We start from the raw sequence: 16,828 nt of genomic DNA, 5'->3' as shown, positions 1-16,828 counted from the left end.
TTAAAACTTTATTTAGTGAAAATAGATCACCTCTAATGGTGTAATGGTCATCGTAATCATACAATGGTTTTATGGTAGCTTGAATAAAGTAGAAATTACTTTTTCTGCATTCCTTGTTTGAAGGAGCAGATTCAATGAATGAAGATGTATTTAAAGGGGACGAAATGGATCGGTTTTCGATCTATTAACGTCCCTTTTTTATGTTAAAAATCTAATGACCAGTCAGCTTCAAAATTCTCTCTAATGGGAGATGCATGCTGTATTAAGAGGAATTTTCGGAAAAATTTCCAAAACATTGTGTTTAAGCCGAAATACTTTTGCATAAACGCCCTGAAAAAGGTACACTAAAACGGTAGAAACTATTAGGAAGGCAGATTTGTTCAATGGCTATGAAAAGAAAAGGAACTATGCAGAAATCTGGCGTACTTCCTGAAAAAGTACGCAACCAATTTGAGCTGTTACAGCATGAATTAAATATCACATTTATTAATAAAAATTTATTGTATCAAGCATTCACGCATTCATCTTATGTGAATGAGCATCGCCGTAAATTATTTACGGATAATGAGCGTCTTGAATTTTTAGGAGACGCAGTACTTGAACTGTCTGTTTCTAAATATCTTTTTGAGAAATACCCAAATATGAGCGAGGGTGAGTTAACAAAGCTAAGAGCTTCCATTGTATGTGAGCCATCACTAGTGATATTTGCTAACGAGCTAGGCTTTGGACGCTTTGTATTACTTGGAAAAGGTGAGGAATTAACAGGTGGTCGGGAACGTCCAGCGCTGCTTGCAGATGTCTTTGAATCATTTGTAGGTGCACTCTATTTAGATCAAGATTTACAAACGGTCGTGTCATTTTTAGAACGAATCGTGTTCCCAAAAGTAGAAGTCGGTGCTTTTTCGCATGTGATGGATTTTAAAAGTCAATTGCAAGAAATGGTACAGCAAACGAATAATGGACTTCTTCATTATGAGATTATCGATGAAAAAGGCCCAGCACATAATCGTACCTTTGTATCAAGCGTATTATTAAATGGACAAGAGCTTGGTATTGGTCGTGGAAAATCAAAAAAAGAAGCCGAGCAGCAAGCTGCACAATGTGCAATGCGGATGATGCGTGAAGAAGCTGCAAAAGAGGAGGCTTAATAGATGTTCCTAAAACGACTAGAAGTGATTGGCTTTAAATCTTTTGCGGAACGCATTGGAATTGATTTTGTACCTGGTGTTACAGCCGTTGTTGGACCAAATGGCAGTGGAAAAAGTAATGTCACAGATGCGATTCGTTGGGTACTTGGGGAGCAATCGGCAAAGTCGTTACGTGGAGCAAAGATGGAAGATGTTATTTTCGCTGGGAGTGACTCTCGTAAGCCACTCAACTTTGCAGAAGTAACACTTATTTTAGATAATACTGATGAGCAACTTGCTTTTTCTTATACAGAAGTCAGTGTAACAAGACGCGTATACCGTTCAGGTGATAGTGAATATTTATTAAATAACCAACAGTGTCGCCTGAAGGATATTACGGACTTGTTTATGGATTCAGGACTTGGGAAAGAGGCATTTTCAATTATCTCTCAAGGTCGTGTTGATGAAATTTTAAATAGTCGACCTGATGACCGTCGTTCTATTTTTGAAGAGGCAGCTGGCGTTTTAAAGTATAAAATAAGAAAGAAAAAAGCTGAGCATAAGCTTGTTGAGACAGATGAAAATTTGTATCGTGTATTAGACATTCTCCATGAATTAGACAACCGATTAGAGCCGCTTGAAATGCAGGCATCTAGTGCAAGAGATTATGTACAAATGTCTTCTGAGCTAAAGGATTTTGATATTGCAATTCTTGTGCATGATTTTAAAAATTGTGCACAATCTTTGCATGCGCTTAAAGAGGAATTTACGAAGCTTTCTGCAACAGAGCTAGAACAAGCTCAAAATATTTCAATGATTGATAAACAGACCGCCAATATACGTAAGCTATTAAAAGATCTAGATGATTATTTGGATGTTTCGCAGGCTGAGCTTGTCAATGCCACTATGGAGGTAGAGCGTTGGGATGGTCGTAAGGCATTAATGGCTGAAAAACGCCAAAATGCATCGAATCAACTATTACAACTGAATACAACATTACAAGAGGCTAAGGCGGAAGTAGAATTACTCCTGGTTCAAGAACAGGAGAAAAAAGAAGTGTTCTCCGAGAAGCAACAAGCCGTATCAGTATTAAAGCAGAGCATCAAGCAGTTAGAACAATCATTAAATCGGTCTGTGACAGAAATCGAGGAAGAAATAGAAGACTATAAAAATCGATATATTGATTCATTAAATGAAGAAGCAACAGTCAAGAATGAATTAAAAAATATCGATCAGCAATTAGCTCAACAAAAGGCAATGGCGGCAAAAATGTCTGATCAAACAGATGAAATTGGACAAGAGCTTATGCAAATCATTGCTGAAAAAGAAAAGCTAGTGGTTGAACATGCTTTGACAACCAATGATTTACAGAAACAATTAGAGCAATATGAAACCTTACAAATACAGTTGAAAAATGTCAATATTTCTTTTAGCGAAAAACAGGATATGTTGTACAAAGCGTATCAACACCAACAACAACTAAAGGCTAGAAAAGATACATTAGCTGAACTCGAAGCTGATTTTTCTGGGTTCTTCCAAGGTGTTAAAGAAGTCTTGCTTGCTCGAGATAAAGGTGATTTACAAGGTATTGAGGGTGCTGTAGCAGAGTTAATCCAAGTTGAAGGAAAGTATTCACAAGCGATTGAAACAGCTTTAGGCGCTGCCTCTCAACATATTGTCACAACCAATGAGCGCCATGCGCAACAGGCTATTCACTGGTTAAAACAAAAACGGGCTGGACGTGCTACTTTTTTACCGAAAACAGTCATGAAATCACGCAAAATTAATCTAGGAACTATTCAGCTAGCAACTGAACATCCTGCCTTTGTTAAAATGGCAGATGCACTCGTCACTTTTAATGAAGACAATCGAACAATTGTTGAAAATCTATTAGGGAATGTCATCGTGGCATCAAATTTAGAAGGCGCAAGTCAAATTGCCCGATTATGTGGTTTCCGATACCGAGTTGTCACACTTGAAGGAGATATTGTTAATGCAGGGGGTTCCTTAACAGGTGGTGCACTGAAACAGCAATCCTCACTCTTTACAAGAAAAGCAGAGTTAGATGATTTAATCATTAAGCTAGAATCGTTACAGGCTTCCATTTATAGTGCTGAACAGGCTGTTGCAGCCGAAAAAGAGAAGCTTGCAGTACTGCGAGATCAAGTAGAGCAATTAAAGCTTGAAGGAGAGCAATTACGAAAAGATGAGATGCAACAGTCAAGTCGTATTCGTGAGCTAGAAGTCGTAGAAAAAAGCTTATCGGCTAGAGTAACCTTTGCTTCAACTGAAACAAAAGATGTAAAAACACGTGAGGAAGCATTGTTAACACAAAAGCAAGCAGCAGAGGAGCGCTTAAATACCCTTGCTGTAGAGCTTGTCGAAATCAATGAAACTGTCGAACAATTAAGTAAGGTAAAGTTACAGGGGGAGACAGAGAAAGATGTCTTACGAGAACAGCTTGCCGAAAAACGTTCACAGCTAGCGGTTATGCAAGAACAAATGTCACAAGTTCAAATTACAACTGCTGAACTGGCACTACAATTAAACAAAGCACAACAAAAAGTTAAAAATATTTCTCAGGAAATAATGTGGCTTCAATCTGATGAATCGACAAATCATTTAAGTGATGAAGAGGTCGAGGAACAGGTTGTGACATGGAAAGCAAGAAGAGATGCCTTACAAGAGACTATTTCTGAAAAGAAAGAGCAGAAAATAGGACAACAACAAGAACTCTCTACATTAGAAGAACAACTCAAGGAACTACAGCGTATTCATAAAGGATACCTTGAAGCAATTCGTGCCAATGAGTTAAAACGTAATCGTGTAGAATTTGAAATGGATAATTTTATCGAACAACTCGAAGAAAATTATCAGTTAACATTCGAAGAGGCTGAGAAAGAAGCTCTGGCAATAGAAGATGAAGAGTTTGTGCGAAGACGTGTTAAATTGTTAAAAAGATCCATTGAAGAGCTAGGACCTGTTAATTTAAGTGCGATTGAGGAATATGATAGAGTACTAGAACGTCATACTTTCTTAACTGAACAACGAGAGGACTTGCTTGCTGCACAGGAAACATTACATGAAGCAATCAAAGAAATGGATGAAGAAATGACGTTGCGCTTTAGTGAAACGTTTTACGCTATTAGAGAGCAATTTAAACGTGTTTTCCGTGAATTGTTTGGCGGGGGGCAAGCTGATTTGGTTTTAATTGACCCTCAAAATTTATTGGAAACAGGTATTGAAATTGTGGCACAGCCTCCAGGAAAAAAATTACAGAATTTAAGTTTGCTTTCTGGTGGTGAGCGTGCACTTACGGCCATTGCTTTACTATTCTCCATCTTAAATATTCGACCTGTACCATTTTGTATTCTGGATGAAGTAGAGGCGGCTTTAGATGAAGCGAATGTTGTGCGTTATAGCCAATATTTGAAAAAGTTTAGTCTCGACACACAATTCATTGTGATTACTCATCGTAAAGGAACAATGGAGGGAGCTGATGTCTTGTATGGTATAACAATGCAAGAATCAGGTGTGTCGAAACTTGTATCAGTAAAACTAGAAGATGAACCCGTACTTGCGGAGCAAAGGAGCGAACAAGCATGAGTTTTTTTAAACGTTTAAAAGATAAATTAATGGGTAATCCAGCAGAGGAAGAGAAGCTAGACGCAACCGACAACGAACAGGAATCTGACCATTCGGAGCCAGAGTTTAAAGAATCAAACGAACCTGCTGCCATTGAAACCGTTGATCTAAAAGTGTCTGAACAAGATGAAGAGTCACCAGAAATGGCGATTGTGAAAGAAGTCGACGTGGAAGCCGAGCCCTCACCTGAAATAGAAGAAGCACAGCTAGATGTTCAGGAGCTAGCAGTAGTAGAGGATGAACCACTGGAAGAGAAAAAGCCTTCTGCTTGGTCAATAACACAAAAATTCAAGGCTGGTCTTGAAAAAACACGTAATTCTTTTACATCAAAAGTGAATGACCTTGTTGCACGCTATCGTAAAGTGGATGAGGATTTCTTTGAAGAATTAGAGGACTTACTATTACAGGCTGATGTTGGATTTGAAACAGTCATGGAACTCATGGATAAACTGCGTTATGAAGTGCAACGTAAAAATATTAAAGATACAAATGGCATTCAAGCTGTGATTTCTGAGAAGCTTGTAGAAATTTACGAGCAAGGTGAAGAAGATTTAATTGAACTAACTATGCAGCCAGATGGTGAACTAACGGTTATTCTATTTGTTGGTGTAAATGGTGTTGGGAAAACAACAACGATAGGTAAGCTAGCACACCGTTTAAAGTCTCAAGGGAAAACTGTTGTATTAGCTGCGGGTGATACGTTCCGTGCAGGTGCTATTGATCAATTACAAGTATGGGGAGATCGTGTTGGTTGTGAGGTTATTAAACAATCAGAAGGCTCTGACCCAGCAGCAGTTATGTATGATGCGATTCGTGCAGCAAAAAACAGAAAAGCGGATGTGTTGATTTGTGATACAGCGGGACGCTTGCAGAACAAAGTGAACCTAATGAATGAGCTTGAAAAAGTTCATCGTGTTATTTCACGTGAAATTCCAAATGCTCCACATGAAGTATTATTAGCATTAGATGCAACAACTGGCCAAAATGCGCTTGTTCAAGCACAAACATTTAAAGAGGCAACGAATGTGACAGGGATTGTTTTAACAAAGTTAGACGGTACTGCTAAAGGGGGTATTGTTCTTGCTATTCGTAACAAGCTGCACATTCCTGTAAAATTTGTGGGTCTTGGTGAGAAAATGGATGATTTACAGCCATTTGATGCAGAACGATATGTCTATGGACTATTTGCTGATGGTTTGGATAAGGAACTACAAAATAATGATGAAAACAGCTAACAGTGGCTGAATAGTTTTATATTGAATGCCATATATCTCTTTTCTATTCAGAAAGCAGGATGCTTAGTTTGCTTCAGCTTTTGAACAAAATTGGATAAAGTGACACTGACACATAATAGATAAAAACGCTCGATTGTGTATAGGTGAATTGACTTGTTTAAAAGAGTAATACTAGCCAAAGGCAAAAAATGCCTGAAAGCTGTAATTTAGGCTTTTAGACAAGGAGATTACCTTGACACAGACGGGCGCTTTTCGTTATGATACAAATGACTAATAGCGGGAGGAGAAACATTCGATGCTACTTGAAAAAACAACACGCATGAACTTTCTCTTCGACTTTTATCAAGCATTATTAACAGATAAGCAAAGAAGTTATATGGAGCTATACTATTTGGATGATAACTCTCTAGGAGAAATCGCTGAATCGTATGGTGTTTCACGCCAAGCTGTTTACGATAATATTCGTCGAACTGAAGCGATGCTTGAGGAATATGAAGAAAAATTATGTTTACTTGAGAAATTTCAACAACGTACCCAAATGCTGTCACAGCTAACACAGGGGATTACAGAAAAAAGTATGACAGCTGAAGAGCAGCTAGCACTTATTGAGCAGCTGAAAGAATGGGATTAGGAGGCGAAAGCAATGGCTTTTGAAGGATTAGCGGAACGACTCCAAGGAACGATCCAAAAGATTAAAGGCAAAGGAAAAGTGTCAGAGCAAGACGTTAAAGAAATGATGCGAGAAGTCCGATTTGCTTTAATCGAGGCGGATGTTAACTTAAAAGTAGTCAAAGAATTCGTGAAAAAGGTAAGTGAACGTGCTGTCGGTGTTGATGTTATGCAAAGTTTAACACCAGGTCAGCAAGTTATTAAAATTGTACAGGATGAACTAACAGAATTAATGGGGGGCGAACAAAGTCCCATTAAGTTTAATACGAAGCCACCCACTGTCATTATGATGGTTGGTCTACAAGGTGCGGGTAAAACGACCACTACAGGTAAATTGGCAAATGTTCTACGAAAAAAATATAATCGTAAACCATTATTAGTTGCCGCTGACGTTTATCGTCCAGCAGCTGTCCAACAATTACAAACATTAGGAAAACAGTTATCACTACCTGTTTTTGCGCTAGGTACTGAGGTATCTCCTGTAGAAATTGCACGTCAGGCAATTGAATTGGCAAAGGAAGAGCATCATGATGTAGTGATTATTGATACAGCTGGTCGACTTCATATCGATGAAGACCTAATGCAAGAGTTAAAGGATATTCGTGCATTAAAAGAGCCAGATGAGGTTTTCCTAGTTGTTGATGCCATGACGGGTCAAGATGCAGTCAATGTAGCAGAAAGCTTTAATGAAGCAATCGGTATTACTGGGGTTGTTTTAACAAAACTTGACGGTGATACGCGTGGTGGTGCTGCATTATCTATCCGTTCTGTGACGCAAAAACCAATTAAATTTGTCGGGATGGGCGAAAAAATGGATGCGCTTGAACCATTCCATCCAGAGCGTATGGCGTCTCGTATATTAGGTATGGGCGATGTTCTGTCCCTTATCGAGAAAGCTCAGGCAAATGTAGATGAAGCCAAGGCAAAAGAATTAGAAGAAAAGTTTAAATCTCAAACATTTACTTTTGATGATTTTGTCGAGCAATTACAGCAAGTCAAGAAAATGGGCCCTCTTGATGAAATTTTAAAAATGCTACCAGGTGCTAACAAAATCAAAGGCTTAGATAATGTAAAAGTTGATGATAAGCAAATGGGGCGTGTAGAGGCCATTATTTACTCGATGACGCCTGCTGAAAAGACCAACCCAGAAATCATTAATGGTAGCCGTAAAAAGCGTATTGCGAAAGGCTCTGGGACATCTATTCAAGAGGTGAATCGTCTCATTAAACAATTCGATGAAATGAAAAAAATGATGAAACAAATGACTGGAATGGCAAGTGGTAAAGGGAAGAAAAAAATGAAATTACCAGGCTTTGATTCATTGTTTAAATAATAATTTTTAGGTGTTAAGAAAAAACACTTTACAAACAACCTAAACATTGATAATATACTATCTTGTGTGAAACTTATTCGGAGGTGCTATTAAAATGGCAGTTAAAATTCGCTTAAAACGTATGGGAGCTAAAAAATCTCCTTTCTATCGTATCGTAGTTGCAGACGCTCGTTCACCACGTGATGGTCGTCAAATCGAAACAGTTGGTACTTACAACCCACTAACTCAACCAGCTACTGTAAACATTGATGAAGAGAAAGCTCTTAAATGGTTAGCTGACGGTGCAAAACCATCAGATACAGTACGTAACCTGTTCTCAGAACAAGGTATCATGGAAAAATTCCATAACCAAAAATTCAGTAAATAATCGGGGGCGACGTCTTTGAAGCAGCTGATTGAAGCAATCGTTTTACCGTTAGTCGATTATCCAGAAGAAGTTCGTATTGAGACGGATGAAAATGCAAATCGAATTGTTTATAAACTTTTTGTTCATCCAGAGGATAGAGGGAAAGTCATAGGCAAGCAAGGGCGAGTAGCAAAAGCGATTCGTACAATTGTTTATTCAGCGGCAGGTAGTCACCATCAAAAGAAGACCTACGTCGATATATTGGATTAATAGAAAAGATTTTCACGCTCTTGCAACAAGTACTAGTGAGTCCTGATAGGTGTGTTTACATGTCGCTTAGGAGTTCAAAGTGGCCTTTTAGTATAAAGCGTAAAATCTGGACGAAAAAGGAGGGAGCTTGTAGGTTCCTTCCTTTTTTTATCTTTTTTTAACATCAGCATATCGCTATAACTTCTATTTAAGTGGAAATTAAAGCTTAAATAAGGAGTATAGATAAAGGATATTGCTTATATTATTGTTGACAAGACAAATGAGTCTTAGCTAAAACTACATTCTTCCAAAGCACATCTGCAAGAACGGAACCTTTTTTGGATGAGCCAGATGCATTGTGAAGATAAGCATTTTTTTTTACGAGGTGAAATAGAATGGAATGGTTTAATGTAGGTCGAATTGTCAATACGCACGGTATTCGTGGTGAGGTACGTGTATTATCGACAACAGACTTTGAAGAAGAGCGTTTTGTAGTAGGAAATAAGCTTGCTGCCTTTAAAAAAGATGATAAGAAGCCAACCTGGGTAACGATTGACTCTATGCGTCGTCATAAAAACTTTATTTTATTAACTTTTGAAGGCATGAACAATATCAACTTGGTTGAGCCATTTAAAGAAGGCATGCTGAAAGTGACAAAAGATCAAATGACTGATGATCTTCTTGAAGAAAATGAGTTCTTTTTCCATGAAATAATAGGCTGCACAGTTATTTCTGAAGAGGGCGAGACAATCGGTATAGTAGCAGATATCCTGCAAACAGGGGCAAACGATGTATGGGTAGTGAAAGGGACTAAGAAAGAACACTATATCCCTTATATAGAAGATATCGTGAAAGATATTGATGTTAGGGACAAAAAAATAGTCATTCATGTTATGGAAGGCTTATTATGATGAATATTCATGTATTGAGCCTGTTTCCTGATATGTTTTCAGGTGTTTTTGGTGCATCTATTTTAAAGAAGGCACAAGAAAAGGGAGCTGTAAATTTAGAGGTAACGGATATTCGTACATTTTCAGGGAACAAGCATAATCAGGTTGACGACTATCCATATGGTGGTGGTGCAGGTATGGTATTAAAGCCTGAACCAATGTTTAGTGCAGTAGAGGCTATAACTGCAGGGAAACAGCCGCGTATCATATTAATGTGTCCTCAGGGCGAACGATTTACGCAGAAAAAAGCAGAGGAGCTAGCGCAGGAGACAGAGTTAGTGTTCTTATGTGGTCATTATGAAGGCTATGATGAGCGTATACGTCAGCATCTTGTGACAGACGAGATTTCCATTGGCGATTTTGTCTTAACAGGTGGAGAATTAGGCGCTATGACTGTTATTGATAGCGTAGTTAGATTGTTACCTGGTGTCTTAGGACAAGAGGATTCTCATATTCAGGATTCTTTTTCAACAGGTCTCCTTGAGCATCCACATTATACACGTCCTGCGGAGTTCCGTGGCATGAAGGTACCTGATGTTTTATTATCGGGGAATCATGCTAAAATTGAGCAATGGCGAGAGGAACAGTCGCTGAAAAGAACTTTTGAGCGCCGTCCTGACTTACTGGAGCAATACCCATTAACAGACAAGCAAAAATTGTATCTAGAAAAACTAAAAAACAATTGTCTAGATGCTTGATTGCCGAATCTATTTATGATAACATCTAATCTGTACTTCTATGTGGAGTACTGAATTACGGTGTTCCGCTGTGGCATAGATTGCGTGCAAGAGCATCTGTCTAAGGAGAGAAAACAATGTCAAACATTATTGCAGAAATTACAAAATCTCAGCTTCGCTCTGATCTACCAACTTTCCGTCCTGGTGATACTGTTAAGGTACACGTGAAAGTAGTAGAGGGTACTCGTGAACGTATCCAAATTTTCGAAGGTGTAGTAATTAAACGTCGTGGTGGCGGAATTAGCGAAACTTTCACAGTTCGTAAAATTTCTTACGGTGTAGGTGTTGAGCGTACATTCCCTGTACACACACCAAAAATCGCTAACTTAGAAGTTGTACGTCGTGGTAAAGTACGTCGTGCTAAACTTTACTACCTACGTAACCTACGTGGTAAAGCTGCTCGTATTAAAGAAATTCGATAATTATGACTTAAAAGTGAGGGGCTTGTGTTCAAGCCTCTTTTCTTTTTGCTTGTCATCTTTATTCACTATCATCTAAAATGGTGTTAGACAAGGGGGCAATTCTCAATGGAAAAACAAGTGAAAGAAAAAAATGAATTATGGGAATGGACAAAAGCACTATTAATTGCATTTGCGATTGCTGCAGTTATTCGATATTTTTTATTTACACCCATTGCAGTTGATGGAGAGTCCATGATGCCAACCCTTGAAGATGGCGACCGAATGATTGTGAATAAAATTGGTTATAAAATAGGTGAGCCTAAACGTTTTGATATCGTTGTATTTCATGCACCTGAACAAAAAAATTACATAAAGCGTGTAATTGGATTGCCAGGAGATACATTAGAGTATAAGGATGATCAATTGTATATAAATGGTGAGCCAATTGAAGAACCCTATTTAGATGCCTATAAAGCGCAAATCACAGAGGGAACTTTAACAGAAGATTTCACCTTAAATGACATTGATGTTTCCTTGGATAGCAATACCATTCCTGAGGGGTATATCTTTGTTATGGGAGATAATCGTCGATATAGTAAAGACAGTCGACATATTGGCCTTGTTAACCAAAAAGAAATTATCGGTAATACTAGTCTGATTTTCTGGCCATTTAGTGATATAAAAATTGTAAAGTAATGTAAGAAAGGGAGAGCATAATCACTCCCTTTTTCTTTTAGTTTAGGAGGTATAGCTGTGACGATACAATGGTTTCCAGGGCATATGGCTAAAGCCCGACGTGAAGTAACTGAAAAATTAAAGCTTGTCGATATTATCTTTGAATTAATAGATGCACGTTTACCGCTATCCTCACGTAATCCGATGATTGACGAAGTCATTAACCAAAAACCTCGTCTTTTGATCTTAAATAAAGCGGATATGGCAGATGAACAAGAAACACGGAAATGGGTAGAGTATTTTGCAAAGCGTGGCCATAAAGCAGTAGCCATTAACTCACTTGAGGGGAAGGGCTTACAGCAAGTCACAAAAGCGGCACAAGATATTTTAAAAGAAAAATTTGATCGCATGAAAGCAAGAGGAATGAAGCCTAGAGCTATTCGTGCCATGATTGTGGGTATTCCAAACGTGGGAAAATCAACATTGATAAATCGATTAGCGAAAAAAAATATCGCTAAAACAGGCAATACACCAGGTGTGACAAAGGCACAGCAATGGATCAAAGTTGGTAAAGAGCTTGAACTATTGGATACACCAGGTATTTTATGGCCAAAGTTTGAGGATCAAGAAGTAGGCTTTAAATTAGCTTTAACCGGTGCTATTAAGGATACTATTACAAATATGGAAGACCTAGCTGTCTATGGATTACGCTTCTTATCTAATCATTATCCAAAGCGTATGGAAGAGCGTTACGGTCTTGAGTTTATCCATGAGGAGTTAGTGGATACTTTTGACCATATTGGTAAGCTGCGTCGTGTGTTTGGTCCTGGTGGAGAAATAGATTATGATCAAGTAGCTCAACTAATTGTTCGAGATATCCGTGGATTACAATTAGGTAAACTTACCTTTGATTTTGTGGATGAACAATTAGAAAAGGAAACTGAACAATTATAAGTATTTAAAACTGTCACACGTTCTTTTGTGACAGTTTTTCTTTTAGGAATACATTTTTTAACCGATAATGACTATAGAGAGGAAAATAGTTTTCAAGTTAAAGAGACTACATAATAACTGAACATGATATAGTTTGAATGAATAGAAGCAAGAAGGAGTACACAATGAAAACGATTAAGGAAATTACAACTGCATTGAAAGCTGCTGAGGAATGGCAAGATTGGATGAAAGAAGTTGCAGCCGATGAAAGAGCAGGTGTACAAAAGGCATGGCTAACTTGGCAAAAGAGACAAGATAAAAAACATCAATTACTGCAAGATCATCAAAAAAAAGTTACATTCGATTTAAGCTATGGGGGAACAGATACATTTATTGCGGGTGTAGATGAAGCAGGAAGAGGACCACTAGCAGGACCAGTCGTAACGGCAGCAGTAATTTTACCGACAAATTGTGAGGCACTTGTTGGTCTGAATGACTCAAAGCAATTATCGAAGGATAAACGAAACGGCTTTGCTACATTAATTAAAGAGCATGCCATAAGCTATTTTATTCATTTTCAATCTGCCCAACAAATTGATGAACTGAATATATATGAGGCAACAAAACAATCTATGAAGGTAAGTGTTGAATCATTGTCAACGAAGCCGAATGTTGTTTTAGTAGATGCTATGACATTACCTATTACAATTCCTCAAGATTCGATTATAAAAGGAGATGCTAAGAGCTTAGCGATAGCAGCTGCATCCATTTTAGCTAAAACGGCACGGGATGAGTATATGGAGCAATTAGACGAGGAATTTCCAATGTATGGCTTTGCGCAACATGCAGGGTATGGGACTAAGCAACATTTAAAAGCGTTAGAAGAATTTGGACCGACTATTCACCATCGTAAATCATTTGAACCAATAAAATCTATGTTTTCATAAAGCTAAAAAACGGTAGACAATTACACGAAGGAGTAATTGATGAAAGGAGTATGTATATGACAGCCACATCATTTAATCCAATTCAGATGCAGCAAAATGCAATGACTTCGACAAATCAACCACTTGCTTTAAAACAAGGACAAGTATTTCATGGAACAATTAAGCAATTATATCCAGATCAAATGGCAGAAATACAAGTAGGTAATCAAAAATTTATAGCTAAATTAGAAGTGCCGTTAAAAGCTGGGGATGCCCATTTCTTTCAGGTAACAGGGACAAATCCACAAACGGAATTGAAAATAGTGACTGGACCGATGGCGCAGGCATCTACACCAAGTCAGCAAATTAATCAGTTATTAGAATCCATGAATTTGCCCAAATCTGCAGAGATGCAGCAATTATTAGGGCATTTTATGAAAGCGCAGCTACCCATTTCTAAAGAACAAATGCTGCAAGCTGAAATGTGGTTAAAGGCATTGCCAGAGGGTATATCAAAAGTAGATGCTCTACAAACCATTCAAAAAATGATAGAGCTTAAAATGCCTATGATAAACGATGTGTTTCAAGCATTGATGAGTGGTCAAATGACATCTGGTATGACCGCTATCATGGATAACTTTGCTCAGCTTTTAGCGAAGGATACAACCCTATCTGAGTCATTGAGGCAAAATTTAATGCAACAAGTACAAGCGATTGCCAAGCCCTTTGAAGTAGAAACAGGTAGTGCAGTGCTTGCAAGGCTTTTACAAAGTTTAACGAATAGTTCTGCGACAATGAATGAAAAAATGCAAGCTTTATCAATGCTAAAAGAGTCGGGGATTCTCCCCCAGCAGGCTACATTGCAAAACTGGTCAAAAATGAATGAAGCAAAAGCCTTTCAGCCAATACAGCAAGCTGGTCAAGTTATTCAAACCATTCTTGCTACAAAGCCAGAAAATGCTAGACAACTGGTGGAACAGCTTAAATCATGGACCGAAAGTCAAAATTTATTAACGAATGAGCAAAAACAGCAAATCAATCAGCTGGTGGATCGTTTCAATCAGCTACCAGTATCAAAACAAACGCTAGATGTTTTTGCTAAACAAATGCAGGATCAGTTATTAAAAGCTTTTACTCAAAATACAGCTGATCGTTTATTTACACAGGATGCCCACACACTTTCGATGAAAGATCATTTGTTATCCTTATTTAAACAAGAGGCCAATTCTCCTTCACAGACTGAGGCACTCATGCGCAATCTGGTGAAAAATAGTATTGATTCTTCGCAACCATTTATACAGCAAGTTGTGACACAAGCAGAAGCACTAGTACAAAATTCAATGGATAGTAAAGCGATGGAACATGCACTTAAAACGGTGTTGAAAAATTTAGGAATTAGCTACGAGGCTACACTCGGAAGCAAGTCGGCTGATTTACACATGATTGCGCATCAGCTAAAGCCACAGCTCCATACATTATTGCAGGAAACTAATATACCACCTCAAATGAAGGAAGCGGCAGAGATGCTTATGACGCGTATGAATGGAATGCAGCTATCTTCAGGAGAAAATGGTCATCAACATCAGCTCATCATGCAAGTTCCACTTGAATTTTTTGGCAAGAAGATGGATGCAACCTTACAATGGAATGGTCGCATGAAAGATAATGGCAAAATTGATGCTAACTATGCACGCGTATTATTTTATTTACAAATGGCATCTATGCAAGAAACAGTGATTGATATGCAGGTTCAAAATAGAGTTGTCACAGTAACGGTCTTTAATGAAAATTCGGAAATTCAATCACTTGCTGAGCCGTTAAAGGCTGCTTTAAAAATTGGCCTGGCTGAAAAAAATTATCAACTTTCAGGTGTGTTTATTAAACAATTTGACAAAGGGCAAACGGAAAAAGTAGATCCTGTAGTAGAACAGCGAGAGGAGCAGAGTGGGGTGGATATCCGCGTATGAGCGAAGAAAAACTTACTCGAAAAGAGGCAATTGCGCTTACGTATAAGCTTGGTCAATTTGATAGTCCCACTGTTGTAGCAAAGGGAAAAGGGAAAATTGCCGAGAACATTTTGGCAAGAGCAAATGAGCATAATGTGCCGATTTATGAGGATCCTAACCTTGTGCAGTTACTTGGTCAATTAGATTTAAATGAGTCTATTCCTGAAGAATTATATCAGGCAGTAGCAGAAGTTTTCGCATTTATTTATCGTTTGGATCAGCAACATGCGCAAAAATATAGAAAAAATGAATTATTCTGATTATTTTTACAAGCTGTTTTAGTACACAAAATAGAAAAAAGCGTCATAATAAGAGAGAAAATTCGAACTAAAGACAAAGTGTAGACTTTATCAGAATCTTTCGTTAGAATAGTCTATGTTAGTAAAACAATTCTATGCAAATGTTTGATGGGAGGATGTATTATGAATATCCATGAATATCAAGGGAAAGAGATTCTGAGAAAATATGGTGTAGCTGTACCAAACGGAAAAGTTGCTTTTTCCCCTGATGAAGCTGTAAAAGTAGCGAAGGAACTTGGCTCAAACGTAACAGTAGTCAAGGCGCAAATCCATGCAGGTGGACGCGGTAAAGCAGGCGGTGTCAAAATCGCTAAAAACCTTGACGAGGTGCGCACATACGCAAAAGAGTTATTAGGAAAAATTTTAGTGACTCATCAAACAGGTCCAGAAGGAAAAGAAGTAAAACGTTTGTATATTGAAGAGGGTTCTGATATCCAAAAAGAATACTATTTAAGTCTAGTATTAGACCGTGCCACATCTCGTGTAACAGTGATGGGATCTGAAGAAGGCGGTATGGATATTGAAGAAGTAGCAGAAACAAATCCGGAAAAAATCTTCAAAGAAGTTGTAGATCCTGTAGTTGGATTAACAAGCTTCCAAGCACGTCGTATGGCGTTTAATATGAATATTCCAGCAAACCTTGTAGGGAAAGCTGTTAAATTAATGTTAGGCTTATATCAAGCATTTATCGACAAAGATGCATCAATTGTAGAAATTAATCCACTTGTTGTAACTGGACAAGGCGAAGTAGTAGCATTAGATGCTAAATTCAATTTTGATGCCAATGCATTATATCGACATAAGGATATTGTCGAATTACGCGATTTTGACGAAGAAGATGCAAAAGAAATCGAAGCTTCAAAATATGACCTAAGCTATATTTCATTAGATGGAAATATTGGCTGTATGGTTAACGGTGCTGGTCTTGCAATGGCAACGATGGATACAATTAGTTATTACGGCGGAAGCCCTGCTAACTTCCTAGATGTAGGGGGCGGTGCAACAGCTGAAAAAGTAACAGAGGCTTTCAAAATTATCCTTTCTGATCCAAACGTAAAAGGCATTTTCGTAAACATCTTTGGTGGAATTATGAAGTGTAACATTATTGCTGAGGGTGTTGTAACGGCTGCTAAAGAGATTGGTTTAGCTGTGCCATTAGTTGTACGCTTAGAAGGTACAAATGTTGAACTTGGAAAAGAAATTTTAAATGCATCTGGTTTAAACATCGTTGCAGCGGATTCAATGGCTGACGGTGCACAAAAAATTGTGGGACTAGTAGGCTAAGGAAGGCAGGGAG

The 16,828-nt window shown here is 38.1% G+C and carries 16 protein-coding genes; all 16 read left to right on the top strand.

Annotated features, from left to right (window positions below; translation table 11 throughout):
* Window positions 1–383 precede the first annotated feature (383 nt).
* The 16 genes from rnc (at window position 384) to sucC (ending at window position 16,815) form a co-directional block, all read left to right on the top strand.
* Complete coding sequence (gene rnc / locus VK91_RS05980; protein ID WP_012293239.1) at window positions 384–1,148, top strand: ribonuclease III; 765 nt, start codon at window positions 384–386, stop codon at window positions 1,146–1,148.
* 3 nt (window positions 1,149–1,151) lie between these two features.
* Window positions 1,152–4,733 (top strand): chromosome segregation protein SMC, encoded by a 3,582-nt coding sequence (smc, locus tag VK91_RS05975; protein WP_048391648.1) that lies wholly within the window; start codon window positions 1,152–1,154, stop codon window positions 4,731–4,733.
* Complete coding sequence (ftsY, locus tag VK91_RS05970) at window positions 4,730–6,007, top strand: signal recognition particle-docking protein FtsY (protein WP_048391646.1); 1,278 nt, start codon at window positions 4,730–4,732, stop codon at window positions 6,005–6,007. Before smc ends, ftsY begins: the two co-directional genes overlap by 4 nt.
* 295 nt (window positions 6,008–6,302) lie before the next feature.
* On the top strand, window positions 6,303–6,638 hold the full coding sequence (locus tag VK91_RS05965) for a putative DNA-binding protein (RefSeq protein ID WP_048391643.1): 336 nt from the start codon (window positions 6,303–6,305) through the stop codon (window positions 6,636–6,638).
* A 12-nt stretch (window positions 6,639–6,650) separates the two neighbouring features.
* Entirely contained in the window at window positions 6,651–8,009 is a 1,359-nt protein-coding gene (gene ffh / locus VK91_RS05960) for a signal recognition particle protein (protein WP_048391641.1), read from the top strand.
* A 94-nt stretch (window positions 8,010–8,103) separates the two neighbouring features.
* The gene (gene rpsP, locus VK91_RS05955; RefSeq protein WP_004269411.1) at window positions 8,104–8,376 is read left to right on the top strand and encodes a 30S ribosomal protein S16; all 273 of its coding nucleotides are present in this window, start codon (window positions 8,104–8,106) and stop codon (window positions 8,374–8,376) included.
* Between the two features lie 15 nt (window positions 8,377–8,391).
* On the top strand, window positions 8,392–8,625 hold the full coding sequence (locus VK91_RS05950) for a KH domain-containing protein (RefSeq protein WP_004269410.1): 234 nt from the start codon (window positions 8,392–8,394) through the stop codon (window positions 8,623–8,625).
* Between the two features lie 374 nt (window positions 8,626–8,999).
* Window positions 9,000–9,515, top strand: a complete 516-nt coding sequence (gene rimM / locus VK91_RS05945; RefSeq protein WP_048391639.1) for a ribosome maturation factor RimM — start codon at window positions 9,000–9,002, stop codon at window positions 9,513–9,515.
* Window positions 9,515–10,252 carry a tRNA (guanosine(37)-N1)-methyltransferase TrmD gene (trmD, locus tag VK91_RS05940; RefSeq protein ID WP_048391697.1) on the top strand — a complete coding sequence of 246 codons (738 nt, stop codon included), beginning with the start codon at window positions 9,515–9,517 and terminating at the stop codon, window positions 10,250–10,252. Before rimM ends, trmD begins: the two co-directional genes overlap by 1 nt.
* A gap of 116 nt (window positions 10,253–10,368) precedes the next feature.
* Window positions 10,369–10,713, top strand: a complete 345-nt coding sequence (gene rplS / locus VK91_RS05935; protein ID WP_004269407.1) for a 50S ribosomal protein L19 — start codon at window positions 10,369–10,371, stop codon at window positions 10,711–10,713.
* A 105-nt stretch (window positions 10,714–10,818) separates the two neighbouring features.
* Complete coding sequence (lepB, locus tag VK91_RS05930) at window positions 10,819–11,388, top strand: signal peptidase I (protein WP_048391637.1); 570 nt, start codon at window positions 10,819–10,821, stop codon at window positions 11,386–11,388.
* Between the two features lie 57 nt (window positions 11,389–11,445).
* Complete coding sequence (gene ylqF, locus VK91_RS05925; protein ID WP_048391635.1) at window positions 11,446–12,321, top strand: ribosome biogenesis GTPase YlqF; 876 nt, start codon at window positions 11,446–11,448, stop codon at window positions 12,319–12,321.
* A gap of 164 nt (window positions 12,322–12,485) precedes the next feature.
* Window positions 12,486–13,247: a ribonuclease HII gene (locus VK91_RS05920; RefSeq protein ID WP_048391633.1), complete on the top strand. Its 762-nt coding sequence runs from the start codon at window positions 12,486–12,488 to the stop codon at window positions 13,245–13,247.
* A gap of 56 nt (window positions 13,248–13,303) precedes the next feature.
* Window positions 13,304–15,193, top strand: coding sequence for a hypothetical protein (locus tag VK91_RS05915; RefSeq protein ID WP_048391631.1), 1,890 nt, complete (start codon window positions 13,304–13,306; stop codon window positions 15,191–15,193).
* Window positions 15,190–15,492 (top strand): EscU/YscU/HrcU family type III secretion system export apparatus switch protein, encoded by a 303-nt coding sequence (locus VK91_RS05910; protein ID WP_048391628.1) that lies wholly within the window; start codon window positions 15,190–15,192, stop codon window positions 15,490–15,492. Before VK91_RS05915 ends, VK91_RS05910 begins: the two co-directional genes overlap by 4 nt.
* Before the next feature lie 162 nt (window positions 15,493–15,654).
* Window positions 15,655–16,815, top strand: a complete 1,161-nt coding sequence (sucC, locus tag VK91_RS05905) for an ADP-forming succinate--CoA ligase subunit beta (RefSeq protein WP_036080495.1) — start codon at window positions 15,655–15,657, stop codon at window positions 16,813–16,815.
* The last annotated feature ends 13 nt before the right edge of the window (window positions 16,816–16,828 follow it).

The organism is Lysinibacillus sp. LK3 (assembly GCF_001043675.1).
Lineage (GTDB): Bacteria > Bacillota > Bacilli > Bacillales_A > Planococcaceae > Lysinibacillus > Lysinibacillus capsici.
Note: the sequence above shows the minus strand (reverse complement) of the source record. Positions and strands in the feature narration are given on the sequence as shown.